This window comes from Micromonospora sp. NPDC049049, assembly GCF_040649115.1.
GTDB lineage: Bacteria > Actinomycetota > Actinomycetes > Mycobacteriales > Micromonosporaceae > Micromonospora.
This window is the reverse complement of record NZ_JBEZEX010000026.1, coordinates 68,532-86,356: the sequence shown is the minus strand read 5'-3', so window position 1 is coordinate 86,356 and position 17,825 is coordinate 68,532. Positions and strand designations below refer to the sequence as shown.

Genomic DNA, 17,825 nt, shown 5'->3' with positions numbered 1-17,825 from the left:
CGGGTACCCGCCCGGGAGGTGTTACCGTCGAATCCCGTGGATCGCGTGATCACTTTGCTGATCAAGCACGGCGGTCTGCATGACCGCGACAGACGACACGGGAGCAGGCCTTGGCCCCATCAGCACGGACGACCAGGCACATTTTCGTCACCGGGGGCGTCGCCTCCTCGCTGGGTAAGGGCCTCACCGCCTCCAGCCTCGGCAACCTGCTGACCGCGCGCGGGTTGCGCGTGGTGATGCAGAAGCTCGACCCCTACCTGAACGTCGACCCGGGGACGATGAACCCGTTCCAGCACGGTGAGGTGTTCGTCACCGAGGACGGCGCCGAGACCGACCTCGACGTCGGGCACTACGAGCGGTTCCTCGACCGGGCGTTGTCCGGTAAGGCGAACGTCACCACCGGTCAGATCTACTCCGACGTGATCGCCAAGGAGCGGCGCGGCGAGTACCTGGGCGACACCGTCCAGGTCATCCCGCACATCACCAACGAGATCAAGTCGCGGATCCTGGCGATGGCCGACCCGGACGAGGACGGCCAGCTTCCCGACGTGGTGATCACCGAGGTCGGTGGCACGGTCGGTGACATCGAGTCGCTGCCGTTCCTGGAGGCGATCCGTCAGGTCCGCCACGACCTTGGCCGCGACAACTGCTTCTACCTGCACGTCTCGCTGGTGCCGTACCTGGCGCCATCGGGTGAGCTGAAGACCAAGCCGACGCAGCACTCGGTGGCGCAGCTGCGCAACATCGGTATCCAGCCGGACGCGATCGTGCTCCGCTGCGACCGGGAGATCCCGGTGAAGCTCAAGGAGAAGCTGTCGCTCTACTGCGACGTGGACGCCGAGGCGGTCGTCGCCGCCCCGGACGCCCCGAGCATCTACGACATCCCGAAGGTGCTGCACCGGGAGGGGCTCGACGCGTACGTGGTACGCCGGCTCGGCCTCTCCTTCCGGGACGTGGACTGGGCCAGCTGGGACGACCTGCTGGAGCGGGTGCACCGCCCCCGGCACACCGTCACCGTCGCCGTGGTCGGCAAGTACGTCGACCTGCCCGACGCGTACCTGTCGGTGAGTGAGGCGATCCGGGCGGCGGGCTTCGGCCACCGGGCCCGGGTGCAGCTCAAGTGGGTGCCCAGCGACGAGTGCGTCACCCCGGCCGGAGCGGCCGCGGCGTTGGCCGGCGTGGACGGCATCCTCATCCCCGGCGGTTTCGGCGTCCGCGGCATCGAGGGCAAGATCGGCACTGCCCGGTACGCCCGCGAGGCCGGCATCCCGCTGCTCGGCCTCTGCCTCGGCCTGCAGTGCATGACCATCGAGGTGGCCCGGCACCTGGCGGACCTGGACGGCGCGAACTCGTTGGAGTTCGACGAGCAGGCGGCCCACCCGGTCATCGCCACGATGGCCGACCAGGAGGACATCGTCGCCGGTCGGGGTGACCTGGGCGGCACGATGCGCCTGGGCGCGTACCCGGCGACGTTGACCGAGGGCTCGATCGTCGCCGAGGCGTACGGCAGCACCGAGATCAGCGAGCGGCACCGGCACCGGTACGAGGTGAACAACGCCTACCGGGACGCGCTGACCAAGGCGGGTCTGCACATCTCCGGCACCTCGCCGGACGGCCGGCTGGTCGAGTTCATCGAACTGGACCGGAGCCTGCACCCGTTCTTCGTGGCCACCCAGGCGCACCCCGAGTTGAAGAGCCGTCCGACCCGCCCGCACCCGCTGTTCGCCTCGTTCGTCAAGGCCGCGGTGACGTACTCGCAGGCCGACCAGTTGCCGGTCGACCTGGACGCGGCGGCGGAGGCCCCGACGACGCGCAAGGCCGCCCGCAACGGTGCCGCGACGAAGGCGTCGTCGGCGTCGTGAGCAACCTGGAGCACCGCTACGAGGTGCGTTCCCGGCAGGAGCGGTACCGGGGGCGGATCTTCGACGTGGTCACCGAGGAGGTGACCATGCCGGGCGGTGGGACCGGGCTGCGTGACCTCGTCCGGCACGTCGGGGCGGTGGCCGTGGTGGCGCTCGACGACGCCGGCCAGGTGGTGCTGATCCGGCAGTACCGGCACCCGGTCGGGCGGCACCTGTGGGAGCTGCCGGCCGGTCTGATGGACGTCTCCGGCGAGGAGTTGCCGGTGGCCGCGCTGCGGGAGCTGGCCGAGGAGGCCGACCTCACCGCCGGGCGGGTCGACGTGCTGGTGGACCTGCACAGCTCGCCGGGGTTCACCAACGAGATCGTCCGGGTGTTCCTGGCCCGCGACCTCGCCGACGTGCCGGCCGACGAGCGGCACGAGCGCCACGACGAGGAGGCCGACCTCCAGGTCGTCCGGATCGATCTGGACGAGGCGGTCGCCATGGTCGCGGCCGGTGAGATCACCAACGCGTCCGCGGTGGCCGGGCTGCTGGCCGCGGCCCGGGCCCGGGACACCGGCTTCGCGTCTCTGCGTCGGGCGGACGCGCCGCTGCCGCGCTGAGCGTCGCCGCCGGTCCAGCCGGTCGGGGGAGTACGCGCCAAAGGGGCCCCGCGGTCAACCGCGGGGCCCCTTTCGCTTGCTGGTCTAGGAGTCGCGCAGCGGACGGCCCTGCGCGTCCGTGCCGCCGTTGACCAGGATGAGGATGCCGTCGATGAGGCCCCAGAAAGCGCCGAGGCCGCAGGTCACCACGCTCACGACGAGCTGGAGAACGGCGATCTTGGTGTGTCCGGTGTAGAACCGACCGGCACCGAAGGTGCCGAGCAGGATGCCGAGGATACCCGCGACGATCTTGCTCTTGTCGGAGACGCCCTGGGGGTACCCCGGCTCGGGGTAACCGGGCTGGTAAGGAGGAGTGGTCATGGGCGGACACATTAGTGATCCACTCGCCGGCTGTCCGCACCGCCGCCCGGCAGATGGGACGATAGTGGTGAAACATTGTCCTGTTGGCTGAGGTGACGCTCGACCGCCGTATCTCGGCGGTGCCCTGACACATCGTCAGGACACCCGGGCACCGGGTGTCACTGTGCTGGCTCGCGGCGGCACCGGGCGCGCCTAGACTGCCGCCGCAGGACCGGTGTACCGCGGCGGCAAAGGGGCCGTCGTGGCACCGAGCAGTCGGGGGAGAGCAGCCCCGAAGAGAGGTGTCTGCATCGTGAAGGTCGGAATCCCACGCGAGGTCAAGAACCACGAGTACCGCGTGGCGATCACGCCAGCGGGTGTCAACGAGTTCACCCGCAGCGGCCACCAGGTCTTCGTCGAGTCCGGCGCCGGGGTTGGCTCCAGCATCACCGACGAGGAGTTCGCCGCCGCCGGCGCGAAGATCCTCGCCACCGCCGACGAGGTGTGGGAGACCGCCGAGCTGGTCCTCAAGGTCAAAGAGCCGATCGCCGAGGAGTACCACCGGATGCGCGAGGGGCAGGTGCTCTTCACCTACCTGCACCTGGCCGCCTCCAAGGAGTGCACCGACGCGCTGATCGACCGCCGGGTCACCGGCATCGCGTACGAGACCGTCGAGCTGCCCGACCGGTCGCTGCCGCTGCTCGCCCCGATGTCCGAGGTCGCCGGCCGGCTCGCCCCGCAGGTGGGCGCCTTCTACATGATGCGTACCGGTGGTGGGCGTGGTGTGCTGCCCGGCGGTGTCTCCGGCGTGTACGCGGCCAAGACCGTGGTCATCGGCGCCGGTGTCTCCGGCATGAACGCCGCCGCGATCGCGCTGGGTCTGCAGTCCGAGGTGCTGCTGCTGGACAAGAACGTCGCCCGGCTGCGGCAGGCCGACGCGATCTACCGGGGCCACCTGCAGACCGTCGCCTCCAACGCGTACGAGGTCGAGCGCGCCGTGCTCGACGCCGACCTGGTCATCGGCGCGGTGCTGGTGCCCGGCGCGAAGGCCCCGACGCTGATCTCCAACGAGCTGGTCTCCCGGATGAAGCCGGGCAGCGTTCTCGTCGACATCGCCATCGACCAGGGCGGCTGCTTCGAGGACTCGCGCCCCACCACGCACGCCGACCCGGTCTACAAGGTCCACGAGTCGATCTTCTACTGCGTGGCGAACATGCCCGGCGCGGTGCCGAACACCAGCACCTACGCGCTGACCAACGTCACCCTGCCGTACGCCCTGGAACTGGCCAACCAGGGCTGGCGCGAGGCGCTGCGCAACGACCCGGCGCTGGCGCTGGGCCTCAACACCCACGCCGGTCAGGTCACCTACGGCCCGGTCGCCGAGGCGCACGGCATGGACGTGCTCCCGCTGGCCGACGTGCTGGCCTGAACGGTGGCGGCCGAGCGGTAGCGAGCCGAGGGGCAGGGCACTGACCGACGGTGTAGCCGGCGCCGGCGTGGGCGAACAGCCCGCGCCGGCGCTGCGCCGTGCCGTTCGCGGGTACCTCGACCACCTGACCGTCGAACGTGGCCTCTCCGCGAACACGCTCGCCTCGTACCGCCGGGATCTGGACCGCTATCTCGCCACCCTGGCCGACGCCGGCGTCACCGACCTCGCGTTGGTCGGCGCCGGCCTCGTCGAGTCGCACCTGGCGCGGCTGCGCGCCGGCGACGACGCGCACCCGCCCCTCGCTGTCTCCTCCGCCGCCCGCGCGGCCAGCGCGGTACGCGGCCTGCACCGCTTCGCGCTGCGCGAGGGCCTGGCCGGCGCCGATCCGAGCCGCGACGTCCGCCCGCCCACGCCGCCCCGGCGGCTGCCCCGGGCGCTACCGGTCGACGACGTGGTCCGGCTGCTGGAGACCGCCGGCCCGATCACCGCGACCGGCGACGACGCGCCTCTCGCGCTGCGCGACCGGGCGCTGCTGGAGTTCCTGTACGGCACCGGCGCGCGCATCTCCGAAGCGGTCGGCGCCGCCGTGGACGACCTCGACACCGACGACGGCACGGTGCTGCTGCGCGGCAAGGGCGGCCGGGTGCGGCTGGTGCCCATCGGCGGGTACGCCGTCGACGCCGTCAGCGCCTACCTGGTCCGGGCCCGTCCCGGGCTGGCCGCCGCCGGTAGGGGCACCCCGGCGGTGTTCCTCAACGCCCGCGGTGGCGCGCTGTCCCGCCAGGGCGCCTGGGGCATCCTGCGCCGCGCCGCCGACCGGGCCGGGCTGCCCGTCGACGGGCCGGCCGCGGTCTCCCCACACACTTTGCGCCACTCCTACGCCACCCACCTGCTCGACGGTGGCGCCGACGTCCGGGTGGTCCAGGAGCTGCTCGGCCACGCCTCGGTGACCACCACCCAGGTCTACACGTTGGTCACCGTGGAGCGGCTGCGGGAGGTGTACGCCACCGCCCATCCCCGCGCCCAGGGCTGAACCGGTAGCGGTCGACGCCGACACGCCGGGCCGGTGCCGAACCCCCTGCTGGTCGGTGGCGTACAGTCGGCATCGGCGCGGACCTCCTGGAGCGACACGACCGGGGTGCGCAGCGGCGCCGCGAAGGACGTCGGACGGCTCCGACGCCGGGTGGGTCGTCGGGAGGGGGCAACGAGCACATGGCTGGCAACGGTGACCGTGCCGAGACCTGGACGTCGGAGCTCCGCGAGCAGCAGGCCACGCTCGGCGCGGACCTGGGTCCTGCGGACCCGGCTGCCTACACGATGCGCAAGCCCATTCCCGAGCCGATGCCCACCGACCGGCACGGCCCCGCGCGCATCATCGCGATGGCCAACCAGAAGGGTGGCGTCGGTAAGACGACCACCACCATCAACCTGGGCGCCGCCCTCGCGGAGTACGGCCGCAAGGTGCTGCTCGTCGACTTCGACCCGCAGGGCGCGCTCTCGGTGGGGCTGGGCGTCAACCCGCACAACCTCGACCTGTCCATCTACAACCTGCTCATGCAGGACGACATCATCGCCGAGGACGTCGTCATCAAGACCGACGTCGCGGGGCTGCATCTGTTGCCGGCCAACATCGACCTCTCCGCCGCCGAGATCCAGCTCGTCAACGAGGTCGCGCGGGAGATGGCCCTGGCCCGGGTCCTGCGCACGGTCCGCAAGGAGTACGACTACATCCTGATCGACTGCCAGCCGTCACTCGGCCTGCTGGCGATCAACGCGTTGACCGTCGCGCACGGCGTGCTCATCCCCCTCGAATGCGAGTTCTTCAGCCTGCGGGGTGTGGCACTGCTGCTGGACACCATCGACAAGGTGCGCGAGCGGCTCAACTTCGACCTGGAGCTCGAAGGCATCCTCGCCACCATGTACGACAGCCGCACCACGCACTGCCGCCAGGTCCTCCAGCGGGTGGTGGAGGCGTTCGGCGACAAGGTCTACCAGACGGTCATCACCAAGACGGTGAAGTTCCCCGAGTCCACCGTGGCCGGTGCCCCCATCACGACGATGGACCCGGCCTCCTCCGGGGCACGTAACTACCGTCAGCTGGCCCGCGAGGTGATCGCCGCCCAGTCGGAGCGGTAGCCGGAACGTCCCGTGCCCGACTCGTGGACTACGGTCGTCCGGTGACCGCGCCACCCCTCGACCCACCCGAGACCGCCGACGCGGCCGTGGTCGACGGTGTGCCGCCGGTCGATCCCGCTGCCACCGGCTTCACGGTGCGGCTGGCCAACTTCACCGGCCCGTTCGACCTGCTGCTGCAACTGATCGGCAAGCACAAACTCGACGTCACCGAGGTGGCCCTGCACACGGTCACCGACGAGTTCATCGCCTACATCAGGGCCATGGGCGACAACTGGGACCTGGACGAGGCCAGCGAGTTCCTGCTCATCGCCGCCACCCTGCTCGACCTGAAGGCAGCCCGGCTGCTGCCCGCCGCCGAGGTGGAGGACGAAGCCGACCTCGCCCTGCTGGAGGCACGGGACCTGCTCTTCGCCCGACTGTTGCAGTACAAGGCGTACAAGGAGGCGGCGGCGCACATCGCCGAGCTGGAGGCCGTCGGCGGCCGACGCTACCCGCGCGCCGTGAGCCTGGAGGCCCGCTACGCCGAGGCGTTGCCCGACCTGGTGCTCGGCATCGGCCCCCAGCGGCTGCTGAAGCTGGCCGTGAAGGCGATGACCCCGAAGCCGGTGCCGGAGGTCTCCATCGCCCACGTGCACATGGTCCGGGTCAGTGTCCGGGAACACGCCGCGATCCTCGCCGCACGGCTGCGCCGGGCCGGCACCGCCACGTTCTCGCTGCTCTGCGCGGACTGCGAGGCCACCCTGGAGGTGGTGGCCCGGTTCCTCGCGCTGCTGGAGCTGTACCGGGAGGGCCTGGTGTCGTTCGTGCAGGAGCAGGCCCTGGAGGAGCTGACAGTGCGCTGGACCGGCCCGGCCGACGGCGACACCGAGCTGCACGTCGACGAGTACGCCGGAGCCCCGGCCGACCCGGAGTCACCGGGGCCTGAACTGACGGGGGCGGGTCCTGAGCCGGCGGGGGCTGAGCTTGAGCCGACGGGGGAGGCCGGCGGGCCGGACGGGACGGGAACGACGGAGGGTGCGCGGGATGAGTGACGAGCAACGTCGGGACTCGCTGGCCGACCAGGCCGCCGCCTGGGTGCCCCCGTGGGACCGTCCCCGCCCGCCCGCCGCCGACACCCCCACGGAGCCGGACGGCTCCGCCGCGTCACCGGAGACCGACGAGCCCGCTTTGGCAGCGCCCGGACCGGAGCCAGAAGCCGCCGAGCCGGACGTGGTCGCGCCGGGCTCTGCGCAGGGTGACCCGGATGGGCAGGGCCCAGACGAGGCGGGCCCGGGTGAGCCCGATCGCGTTGAGGCGGCTGCGGGCGACGTGGGCTCGGCGCGCCCGGACCTCGGCGAGGTGACGGACGGCACGGTGGGGGAGTCGGGTGACACTGCGGGCGTACCCCGGCGGCAGTTGGCGGGACGGCGGCGGGCGACGGTCGTGCCGGAGCCCGCGCCCGAGCTGTCCGACAGTGAGCTGCGCGGCGCGTTGGAGGCGATTCTGCTGGTGGTCGACGAGCCGGTCAGCGAGCTGGTGCTGGCCCAGGTGCTGGAGCAGCCCGCCGAGCGGGTCGGGCCGATGCTCGACGAGATCGCCGCCGGTTACACGGCGTCCGGGCACGGGTTCGAGCTGCGGCGGGCGGCGGGCGGGTGGCGGCTGTACACCCGGCCGGAATACGCTACGTACGTTGAGCGGTTCGTGTTGGACGGGCAGTCCGTGCGGCTGACCCAGGCGGCGCTGGAGACGCTCGCTGTGGTTGCGTACAAGCAGCCGGTGACCCGTTCGCGAATCTCAGCCATCCGGGGTGTGAACTGCGACGGGGTCATCCGTACGCTGGTCACCCGTGGCCTCATCGAGGAGTGCGGCACCGAAACGGACAGTGGGGCGTTCCTCTACCGGACCACCACGTTGTTCCTGGAGAAGCTCGGGCTGAACACCGTCGACGAGCTGCCGCCCCTCGCACCCTTCCTGCCCGACGACGTAGAAGAGCTTGCTGATGCGACCCGATAACCGTTCCCCGAAACCCGACGCGCCCGTCTACGAGGGGGCTGAGCGCCTGCAGAAGGTGCTCGCCGCCGCCGGCGTGGGTTCCCGGCGCGCCTGTGAGGACCTGATCTTCCGCCGCCGGGTCACCGTGGACGGGCGGGTCGCCAAGCTCGGCGACAAGGTCGACCCGGCCACCTCCGTGATCCACGTGGACGGGGAGCGCCTCCAGGTCGACATTCGCCTCGTCTACGTGGCGATGAACAAGCCGCGCGGGGTGGTCACCTCCATGGCTGACGACAAGGGGCGCAACGAGCTGGCCGAGTTCATCGGCAACCGGGTGGAGCAGCGGGTCTACCACGTGGGGCGGCTCGACGCGGACAGTGAGGGCCTGCTGCTGCTCACCAACGACGGCACCCTCGCGCACAAGCTCATGCACCCCTCGTACGAAGTGCTGAAGACCTACCTGGCCGAGGTGGTCGGGCCGATCCCGCGCAACCTGAGCAAGCGGCTGCTGGCCGGCGTCGAGCTGGAGGACGGGCCGGTCAAGGTCGACTCGTTCAAGGTGGTGGACACCCTGGGTAAATCCGCCCAGGTGGAGCTGAGCCTGCACGAAGGCCGCAAGCACATCGTCCGCCGGCTGATGGAGGAGGTCGGGCACCCTGTCACCCGGCTGGTGCGTACCTCGATCGGTCCTATCCGGCTGGGCGAACTGCGGACCGGACGGATCCGGCGGTTGACGAACGCCGAGGTCGCCGCCCTGTTCAACGCGGTGGGTGACTGACCCCCGAGTTCGGGGTACGGCAGCCGGTAGGCTCCACCGATGGCCGGGACGCGGCCGCCCGGGTGGCGTGGGTCGCCTCCGGCGGCGTCGCGCGCAGGTCCGCCAATGGACCCGGGCATGATTGATGACGATTGACAACCGCTTGCGGCGCCAGATCACCGGGCGATCCGCGAGGTACGGGCTGAGGAGGACACGGTGGAGGAAAACGTACGGACCGGGCGATGTGTGGTCGCTGTGGACGGGCCGTCCGGTTCGGGTAAGTCCACCGTGTCGCGGCGCCTCGCCGCGAGCATCGGTGCGCGCTACCTGGACACCGGGGCGATGTACCGGGCGATCACGTGGGCCGTGCTGCGCTCCGGCGTGGATCTCACCGACACCGCGTCGGTGGCCAAGGTCGCCGGCGAGGTCAACCTGCGCATCGGCACCCACCCGCAGGGGTACGCCGTGACCATCGACGGGGTCGGCGTGGATGCCGACATCCGTGGCCCCGAAGTGACCGGCGCGGTTTCCGCCGTCGCCGCCGTGCCGGCTGTCCGTGAGCTGCTCGTCAACCGGCAGCGCGAGATGATCGCCAACGCTGGTCGGATGGTGGTCGAGGGCCGCGACATCGGCTCGGTCGTGGCGCCGGACGCCGACCTGAAGGTCTTCCTGACCGCCTCCGAGGCGGCCCGTGCCGCCCGGCGCAGCGCCGAGGACGCCGCCGACGTGGCGGCCACGGCCGCCGATCTGGCCCGGCGGGACCGTCTCGACTCGACCCGCAAGGTCAACCCGCTGACCCAGGCGCCCGACGCGGTGGTGCTGGACACCACCGAGCTGGGCATCGACGAGGTCGTGGCGCGGCTGCGCGACATGCTCACCGAGCGGGGCGTGGCATGAGTAGCGATGGTGGTGGGTGGGTCGAGCTGCGGGAGCCCGACGTCGCCGTCGAGGAGCCGAGCGGCCCGCAGCCGGTGGTGGCCGTGGTCGGCCGCCCCAACGTGGGCAAGTCGACGCTGGTCAACCGGATCATCGGCCGCCGGCAGGCGGTCGTCGAGGACGTCCCCGGCGTGACCCGCGACCGGGTCCCGTACGACGCGCAGTGGAACGGCCGGGCGTTCACAGTGGTGGACACCGGCGGTTGGGAACCGGACGCGAAGGACCGGGCCGCGGCCATCGCGGCGCAGGCCGAGACGGCGGTCGTCACCGCCGACGTGGTGCTCTTCGTGGTCGACGCGATGGTGGGCTCCACCGACGTGGACGAGGCCGCGGTGAAGATGCTGCGGCGCAGCGCCAAGCCGGTGATCCTGGTGGCCAACAAGGCGGACAACAACTCCATCGAGATGGAGGCCACCTCGCTGTGGTCGCTCGGCCTCGGTGAGCCGTTCCCGGTGTCCGCCCTGCACGGACGCGGCTCCGGCGACCTGCTGGATGCCATCCTCGCCGCGCTGCCGGAGGCACCGGCGATCGTGGAGAACCGTCCGCGTGGGCCGCGCCGGGTGGCGCTGGTCGGGCGGCCGAACGTTGGCAAGTCCAGCCTGCTGAACCGGTTCTCCGGTGAGGAGCGGGCGGTCGTCGACTCGGTGGCGGGCACCACAGTGGACCCGGTGGACAGCCTGGTCGAGATCGGCGGTCAGACCTGGCAACTGGTCGACACGGCCGGGCTGCGCAAGCGGGTCGGCAAGGCCAGCGGCACCGAGTACTACGCCAGCCTGCGTACCGCCGGTGCGATCGAGGCCGCCGAGGTGGCCGTGGTGCTGCTGGACTCCAGCGAACCGATCAGCGAGCAGGACCAGCGGATCCTGTCGATGGTGACCGAGTCGGGTCGGGCGCTGGTCATCGCGTTCAACAAGTGGGACCTGGTCGACGCCGACCGTCGGTACTACCTGGACAAGGAAATCGACCGGGAGTTGCGCCGCATCCCCTGGGCGATCCGGCTGAACCTGTCGGCGATGACCGGTCGTGCCGTGGACAAGCTGGCCCCGGCCCTCAACAAGGCGCTGGCCAGCTGGGAAACCCGCGTGCCGACCGCGCACCTCAACCAGTGGCTCACCGCGCTGGTGCAGGCCACCCCTCACCCGGTACGTGGTGGGCGGGCGCCGCGGATCCTGTTCGCGACGCAGGCCGGTGTGGCGCCGCCACGGTTCGTGCTCTTCACCACCGGCCCGCTCGACGCCGGCTACCAGCGCTTCGTCGAGCGCAAGCTCCGCGAGGAATTCGGGTACGAGGGCAGCCCGATCGAGATCTCGGTCCGCCCGCGTAAGAAGCTCGGCCCCGGAGGCCGAGGCAAGGCGCACGGCTGACCCGGTCCCGTTCTGCCGTTCTTCTGCTCCGCGAATGCCGGATGGGCGCTCCTGCCCATCCGGCATTTGTCCATCCAAGCCCACCCTCCTAGGACGCTCTAGGGGTTGTGCGGTGGTTCGCTGTGCGGTGGTTCGGCTAGGCCGCGACGCGGTGGGGCCTGTGCGGACGACTCGGAGCTGCTGCGCTAAGCTGTACCGGCTGCCGCGGGGGAAACCACGCGGGGGCGGGACGTGGCGCAGCTTGGTAGCGCACTTGACTGGGGGTCAAGGGGTCGTCGGTTCGAATCCGGCCGTCCCGACAGACAAAAAGCCCTGGCCAGCGGAAACGCTGGTCGGGGCTTTAAGTTTGCCTATGGGGTTTTGAACCGCCCCCGAAACCCCCCCATTTATTGGGGTCGGTAACCAGGTTCGTCATCCCTGCGCGTCGTTGGGGGCAATGCGGGTGTGGGGCGTCGCCTGCGGTCGGCGCCGAGTCGCTCGAGGATGTCCTGAGACGTCGGGGGCTTGGGCGGGTTTGGCGATGTAGTACGTGGCAACCCATCCGCTTGCCGTGCGTAGAGGCGGAACTTGGCGTGTTCGTGGTGCCGGCGTCGGATCAACCAGGCGAGGATGTCGGCGAGGGGCGTCCACCAGGGTCGTAATTTCTGCTCGGGCAAGGGCCTGGTCAGCCAGGCTGAGGCGAACCTTGAGCCTTGCTGATCAGGCCACGTGTGGCTAGGCGTTGCCGGGCCGTGCCCCCGGCAGCGTCCGCTCGGCGGTCAGCGTCATGGCGCCGCCCTTGTAGGACACCCGGAACATGTGGCCGCGCACGTTCAGGACCCGCCGTTCCGGCATGGAGTGGAAGTGGCCCTTGATCGAGGCCCCGCTCATGATCGTCAGTACCGTGCCCGGGGTGATGGGCGCGCGGACGTCCAGGGTGAGTTCGCCGTCCAGCACCAGGGCACCCGTGGCCCGCACGCTCGTGTAGTCGCAGTCGCCGGAAATGGTGATGGCGAGGCGACCCGCTCGGCTGATGGTCACGTCGCCGCTGACCTTCAGGACGTTGCCCTGCGGAACGTCGGTGAGACTGACGGACAATGCGGACGCCGCTTCCGCGGCCGACAGGCCGGGCTGCAACACGCCGCTGTTGACGCGGATGCTGCCTCCCACGAGACCGCTGCCGCCGAGCGTGCCGCCCTTGACGGCGACCGAGCTTGCGTGCGAGCCGGCGATCGAAAGCTTGCCGCCTTCCACCGTCGTGCCGCCTTCGTAGGTCGCGTGGCCCGACATGATCAGCATCCCGGAGCCCTGCTTGGTCAGAGACGCCGTGTAGCGGTTGTTGTCGATGTTGTTTTGAATGAAGGCCTCGCGCGCGTCCATCCAGTCCTTACGCCACTTGGTGGCGTCCTCATAGCTGATCTTGTCGTACAGTTCCGGGTGGCCGTTGGTGATGGCTTGAACGTAAGGATCAGCCAGAATTCCCTGAAGCATGAAGGCGTTTTCGCTGAGCTTGCCGTCCGGGGTCAGTACGTTGGGGCTGAATTCACCGGCGAAGGCGATGCCCTGTCTCTTGTAGGCCGCCAGCCACTCCCGATCCTCCCGCTCCCTTTCCTTGATCGCGATCTGGCTGATGTCGTTCGACCAGACGTCCAGGGGCGCCTTGTCCATGTTGTAGGTCATGGGGCCCAGGAACTGGCCGGGGCCATACATGCCCTTGTCCAGATCGGGGATGCCCCAGCCCCAGCGTGCGTCCGGAACCCCGTCGGGAGCGGTCCAGGCGATGGATGCACCGGAGGGGGAGGTCTGACCCGTGCCGAGGAACCTCACACCGTCGGACATCTTGTTGTTCGCCGTGGTGAACATCAGATCACGGACCTGCTTGGCGTCCATGTTCGGATAGCGGGAGAGCAGAACCCCCATCACTGCTGTCGCAACGGGCGTCGCCGGAGACGTTCCGCTCGAGTTCGAATAGTTGGTGTCGCCACCGCTGTTCGTGGTCCGAACACTGTTCGACGGAGTGGATACGGTCCACCATTTGGCGAGCCCTGCCTCGTTGTACCCGAATTGTTTCGTGTATTCGGGGTTGGCCGCAGTGGGAGGCTGCACCCCGCCGACGCATACCCACTGCGCCTCCGCCGCGGGATTGAAGAAGGGGTACGCCGGGCGGAAGTACGGGTTGCTCCAGTCGTTGTTGCCGGCCGACCTCACGTTGACGGTACCGCTATCCTTGATAGCGTCCCAGATGGCATCCATGAAGGAGCGTCCGGGGTAGTTCGGGTTGTATTGAATACCGTCTTCCGAATAGCTCTTCTTGAAGAGGAAGTACTGGTACTCCAGGTCCTTCAGATGCTCGTTGGGGATGATGATCGCCATCGCCGTGGCGCTGGCGCTGTCCTTGCCTCGCAGTTGGTAAGCGTTGGCGAGGTTGCCATTGACCCCAAGGTCGTTACCCAGGCCGTCGAAGCGGCTCCTGTCAAGAGTCTGGACATAAGAGCCCCAACTGCTGTTGATGACCTGGGCGCCTGCGTCAACCAGGGCCTCATTGGCCGTACGCCAGTACACGTAATCGTGGAAGGGGCCGTGGGACTGGGTATCGGAACCGCCGGTCATGGCGACATACATCGTCGAGCCAAAGGCGATGCCGTGCTGCTCTTTGCCATCGCGAATGCCAGAGGTGACGCCAAGCATGCCGGTCCCGTGACTGTAGTCACTCGTTCGCGCCTGGTCGCCGGCCACAGTGAACCGCTGGCCCGCAGTAAACGGGTTCGACGGGGTTACTGAGTTCCGGTACCCGAAGCCGGACGTTCCGTAGAACCCCTCCGCTCTCACCGGAACGATCAGCCCGGTCTGGAATCCTTCGTGGGTAGGCCGGTAGCCCGAATCCATCATGCCCAGCGCGACGTCCTGCCCGCGGTACCCAAGGGCGTAGGCGGTGGACGCGTTTACCGCGACGAGCTGCCAGGGGGAGTCGATCGCTGTGCCAGGGTTGGCAGGATTGTGGCCGGTGTAGTAGCCATACTCCGGCGTTTCCCAACTGGCTTTAGCGGCACCCAGTTCCCCCGGCGTCCTGGCGACAAAGCCGGGGTCTCCCGGATACGCCGGTCCGCCGGCTGTGCTGCCGGGGGTTGATGTCAGGCCGGTCTTGGGCGATGCCGAGGCGAACCCGGCCGGAAACAAGGCGATGCCTGCGCCGGCAATAAAGCTGCCTCCCACTCGACGCAGTAAATCGCGCCGACTCAAGAAACTCATACTCGTCTCCGATTCCTTCCGAAGGGGTCGATCTCCAGTGAGCGGGGGCGCAGTCCTGCCGCCTTTATCGGGCAGCGAATGTCGTTGGCTTTGTTCGGGATCCCGGCAGCCGCGCGAGCCGACGCATGGACGTCGGAACGGCGAACTGGAACTCTCCCGCAAGTCGGCCTCCCCTATATGGACACCAAATTAGACTGCGGCAGAAGCCCATCGTCAAGGGGTCAACATCGGCCCGCCGGGAACAGTTAAGCGACGATCTATGTCGATACGACTAACTGCCATGCATCGGGTCACGGGTCCACTCCGTGGAGGTGGTGTGCGACTTGCCCATGATGGACTATCTGCGCAGATGGGAGGCGGCCGCCGCGATCCTTCGAGCCGGCGAAGTCGAGCGGAGGAGTGTGCAGCGCGACGGCTGAGTCCGCCGAGGCCGAAGCCGAGCCGGTCTGCGGCCGGGGTTACGGGCAGCGCGGCTACGAGTGGGTCCGGTGTGGACGGCGGAGCCACGAGTCGTCGTCGCTGATCGCACGCCAAACAAGTGACGCACCATGTGACGCAGCCCACTTCTCAAGCCACGACGACCTTGGCCTGCGACTGCAGGGCCTGCGGCGGTCGTGACCTGCGGCGTCTGCGTCCGTTCTCAAACACCCTCTCAGAGGCGTGCACTTCTCACGTGGCTTCCCTTTCCGGCCGGCTCTGGGCTGTGATCGCGCGTCAATCGCAGTAGGAGGAGTCGACCCCGGCGGGTCGGTGCTTGGGCGAGCTCTCGTCACTGGCGGCCAGGTTGGCGTCAAACGCCACCTGCCAACGACTCCGGTCCGGCCCGGGAGCTAAGGGAATCAGTCCCGTGATTGACGCCTGACGCTTGCGGTGAAGCAGGATCTCTCCGGATTGATCGTCGATATGCTGGTGGAGTGCCGACCACGCCTCCCGAGAAGGGGGTCATCTGGGAAGAACTCTTCTTCGACCTGGCCTTCGTGTTCGCGCTCACCCAGTTCTCCCACATGCTGCACGAGGATCACAGTTGGGCGGGCATCGGTCGGGTACTGCTCCTGTTCGTAACCGTTTATTGGGCCTGGGTTGGCACCACGCTCTACACCGACCAACGCGACGTCGGCAACGCGCTGGACCGCGCTGGAGTCTTCGCCCTCGGGCTCGGCAGTCTGCTACTGGCCCTGACGGTCCCCGGCGCCTTTGACGATCGGGGCCTGCTGTTCGTCGGTGTTTACCTGACGATGCGGGTACTGCTGGCGGCATTGGCCTTGCGCACCCCAGGCGGCTGGCGGTCCCCGGTCTTTCGCCCTTACGGGTCGGGTCTGGTGGCTGGTCCGCTTCAACTCGCGGGTGGCCTGCTGCACGGTACGACGCGAATAGTGCTCTGGTCGATCGCGATTCTCGTCGATCTGTTCAGCACCACGCTCACCCGACGGACGCTCGACAAGGTCCGGGTCCGGCCGCTGCACTACACACACCGCTACGGACTGCTGATCATCCTGGTGCTCGGCGAGTCGGTGATCCAGGTCGGGATGGTAGCCGTGGACGAGCCGTTGACCCTTGCCCGGTTGGTCGCCGTATGCCTCTCCTACTCGCTGGTCTGCGCACTCTGGTGGGTGTACTTCATTTACGGTGTCCGGGCTTTCCGGGAAGCGGTGGCCCGCAGCGCTCAGCAGGCAGACATCCGCCGCTCCGTCATGATCTACGGTCACTTGCTGTTCAGTTTCGCGATCATCACGGTCGCCGTCGGCCTGTCCGAGGCAGTGACAGAGCCCCTCGAGCCGCCTCGGGCCAGCGAGGGGACCGTACTCTTCGGCGGCGCTGCGCTCTTCCTCGGCACCTTCGCCTACACCCACTGGCGGATCCACCGGCAAATCGCGCGACGACGGATCGGCGCGAGCGTGCTCTGCCTGATCCTGTTGCCACTAGCACACCTAGCGCCGGCCCTGGCCGCCCTGGCGACCCTGTTCGCGGTGGTCGCTGGAGTGAGTGTGCTGGAAGGGATCATCCTGCACCGCCGCCCGATGATTGGGGACCACGCGGCGGAGGGCCAGATGTGTAGCGACCCGGGTCACGCGGACAAGGGCCCCGTGGTGCGCGAATGACGCATCCGACGCAGGCGACCTAGGAGTAGACCTCGACCTCGTGCCAGACAGCGCGTCACCACGGCCGCGCTACGGATCCACCGCTGCGGCGGTGCAGGCGGTATCCGAGCGGCACGACCCTCTCGTGCAGCTGTGTCAGGAGCCGGACACTCGCTTGCTAAACCCCGACGCTGACAGTGAGGAAGTCACGGCTCTGCTGCCAGGAGCCGGTAGGACATCCGTGTTGCTCACCTGGTCTACGATGCCGCACGACGTCGCGACGCCGTCCTCTCGACCTCAGCGCGCCAATGTCGACCATCCGGCCTGCTTGCCGGCTGGCAACAGATCCACTCCCACCAGCCTCAATCGGGTGGCAGTGGTGCCGCCGGACGTACGGCCGTGAAGTCGGCGTGTTCGTACCGGGTGGCGGAGAGCAGTAGCAGCCACTCGTCACAGCCCTGCCATGGATATAAGTCGGCGGCTCCGCCGCGTACGGTCCGGGGCCCGTCTCCGGTCCGCGGTCGCGCGGTCGACGGTGCGCCGTCGAACCCGGGGATCCACACGTCGGCGCAGAGCTCGTTCGCTGAGCCCATCGCCGCCAGCCCGAACGCGTTCTCGCCGACGGCCGTCCGCGTCTCGTCGCCGAAATCGTCGAGAAGCTGGTCCTCGTCGGGTTTCCCGTCACCGTGGAAGGTCAGCGTGGTGGTGCCGGCGCGGGCCGCGTATTCCCACTGTGCCTCGCTGGGCAGGTCGAACGGCAACTGCTCGAGCAGGCCCTCCAGGTCGCCTTCGAGCCGAGCCGTGCCGGTGTCCGTCTCGGCGTAGTCGTCGTCGTATTCGGGCAGCCAGTATCGGACCTGCTCCACGGTCAGCGGGTGCCGGGCGAGCAGGAACGACTCGACGTGCACCTCGCGTACCGGTTGTGCGTCCTTGGCGCTGGCAAGGAACGGGTCGATGGTGTCCTCGACACCGCCGCTGCGCTCGATGGCGCGTACCGCGTCGAGCTCCGCATCGGACAGCCCCATCCGGAACGCGCCGCCGGGAACCTCGCGAAACACGACTCCCGACGGGATGTGCCGCCAGGCCGGTCGCCCGGCCACGATCTCCTCGGTCCACATGGCGG

General features: G+C 69.2%; 14 protein-coding genes and 1 tRNA gene. 12 read left to right on the top strand and 3 right to left on the bottom strand.

Annotation, left to right across the window (positions count from 1 at the left end; genetic code table 11):
- The first annotated feature begins 110 nt into the window (after nt 1-110).
- Both AB0B68_RS24235 and AB0B68_RS24230 read left to right on the top strand, forming a co-directional pair.
- The gene (locus AB0B68_RS24235; protein WP_357208020.1) at nt 111-1,862 is read left to right on the top strand and encodes a CTP synthase; all 1,752 of its coding nucleotides are present in this window, start codon (nt 111-113) and stop codon (nt 1,860-1,862) included.
- Nucleotides 1,859-2,464 carry an NUDIX hydrolase gene (locus tag AB0B68_RS24230; RefSeq protein ID WP_357208018.1) on the top strand — a complete coding sequence of 202 codons (606 nt, stop codon included), beginning with the start codon at nt 1,859-1,861 and terminating at the stop codon, nt 2,462-2,464. Before AB0B68_RS24235 ends, AB0B68_RS24230 begins: the two co-directional genes overlap by 4 nt.
- An 84-nt stretch (nt 2,465-2,548) precedes the next feature.
- On the opposite strand, the gene AB0B68_RS24225 is transcribed toward AB0B68_RS24230, so the two are convergent.
- Nucleotides 2,549-2,887, bottom strand: a complete 339-nt coding sequence (locus AB0B68_RS24225) for a TM2 domain-containing protein (RefSeq protein ID WP_357208534.1) — start codon at nt 2,885-2,887, stop codon at nt 2,549-2,551.
- Between the two features lie 229 nt (nt 2,888-3,116).
- Here AB0B68_RS24225 and ald point away from each other — a divergent pair, with 229 nt between their 5' ends.
- From ald to AB0B68_RS24180, 9 genes are all read left to right on the top strand, one after another.
- Nucleotides 3,117-4,232 (top strand): alanine dehydrogenase, encoded by a 1,116-nt coding sequence (ald, locus tag AB0B68_RS24220; protein WP_279519840.1) that lies wholly within the window; start codon nt 3,117-3,119, stop codon nt 4,230-4,232.
- A gap of 67 nt (nt 4,233-4,299) precedes the next feature.
- Nucleotides 4,300-5,265: a site-specific tyrosine recombinase XerD gene (locus AB0B68_RS24215; RefSeq protein ID WP_357262877.1), complete on the top strand. Its 966-nt coding sequence runs from the start codon at nt 4,300-4,302 to the stop codon at nt 5,263-5,265.
- A 179-nt stretch (nt 5,266-5,444) separates the two neighbouring features.
- A complete protein-coding gene (locus AB0B68_RS24210; protein WP_030487987.1) occupies nt 5,445-6,368 on the top strand; it encodes an AAA family ATPase in 924 nt (307 codons plus the stop codon).
- 41 nt (nt 6,369-6,409) lie between these two features.
- Nucleotides 6,410-7,399 carry a segregation/condensation protein A gene (locus tag AB0B68_RS24205; RefSeq protein ID WP_357206013.1) on the top strand — a complete coding sequence of 330 codons (990 nt, stop codon included), beginning with the start codon at nt 6,410-6,412 and terminating at the stop codon, nt 7,397-7,399.
- Entirely contained in the window at nt 7,392-8,360 is a 969-nt protein-coding gene (gene scpB, locus AB0B68_RS24200) for an SMC-Scp complex subunit ScpB (protein WP_357262874.1), read from the top strand. The genes AB0B68_RS24205 and scpB overlap by 8 nt, the downstream gene beginning before the upstream one ends.
- Entirely contained in the window at nt 8,347-9,117 is a 771-nt protein-coding gene (locus AB0B68_RS24195; protein WP_238659881.1) for a pseudouridine synthase, read from the top strand. Before scpB ends, AB0B68_RS24195 begins: the two co-directional genes overlap by 14 nt.
- A 195-nt stretch (nt 9,118-9,312) precedes the next feature.
- Nucleotides 9,313-9,993 (top strand): (d)CMP kinase, encoded by a 681-nt coding sequence (gene cmk, locus AB0B68_RS24190; protein ID WP_357206006.1) that lies wholly within the window; start codon nt 9,313-9,315, stop codon nt 9,991-9,993.
- Complete coding sequence (der, locus tag AB0B68_RS24185; protein WP_347664889.1) at nt 9,990-11,396, top strand: ribosome biogenesis GTPase Der; 1,407 nt, start codon at nt 9,990-9,992, stop codon at nt 11,394-11,396. The genes cmk and der overlap by 4 nt, the downstream gene beginning before the upstream one ends.
- Nucleotides 11,397-11,621: 225 nt before the next feature.
- Nucleotides 11,622-11,695, top strand: a tRNA-Pro gene (locus AB0B68_RS24180).
- 415 nt (nt 11,696-12,110) lie between these two features.
- On the opposite strand, the gene AB0B68_RS24175 is transcribed toward AB0B68_RS24180, so the two are convergent.
- Complete coding sequence (locus tag AB0B68_RS24175) at nt 12,111-14,624, bottom strand: S8 family serine peptidase (protein WP_357262871.1); 2,514 nt, start codon at nt 14,622-14,624, stop codon at nt 12,111-12,113.
- Nucleotides 14,625-15,538: 914 nt separating this feature from the next.
- Between AB0B68_RS24175 and AB0B68_RS24170 the strand changes: the two genes are divergently transcribed.
- Nucleotides 15,539-16,723 (top strand): low temperature requirement protein A, encoded by a 1,185-nt coding sequence (locus tag AB0B68_RS24170; protein WP_357198829.1) that lies wholly within the window; start codon nt 15,539-15,541, stop codon nt 16,721-16,723.
- Between the two features lie 341 nt (nt 16,724-17,064).
- On the opposite strand, the gene AB0B68_RS24165 is transcribed toward AB0B68_RS24170, so the two are convergent.
- Nucleotides 17,065-17,820 carry an SUMF1/EgtB/PvdO family nonheme iron enzyme gene (locus tag AB0B68_RS24165; RefSeq protein ID WP_357262868.1) on the bottom strand — a complete coding sequence of 252 codons (756 nt, stop codon included), beginning with the start codon at nt 17,818-17,820 and terminating at the stop codon, nt 17,065-17,067.
- Nucleotides 17,821-17,825 lie beyond the last annotated feature (5 nt).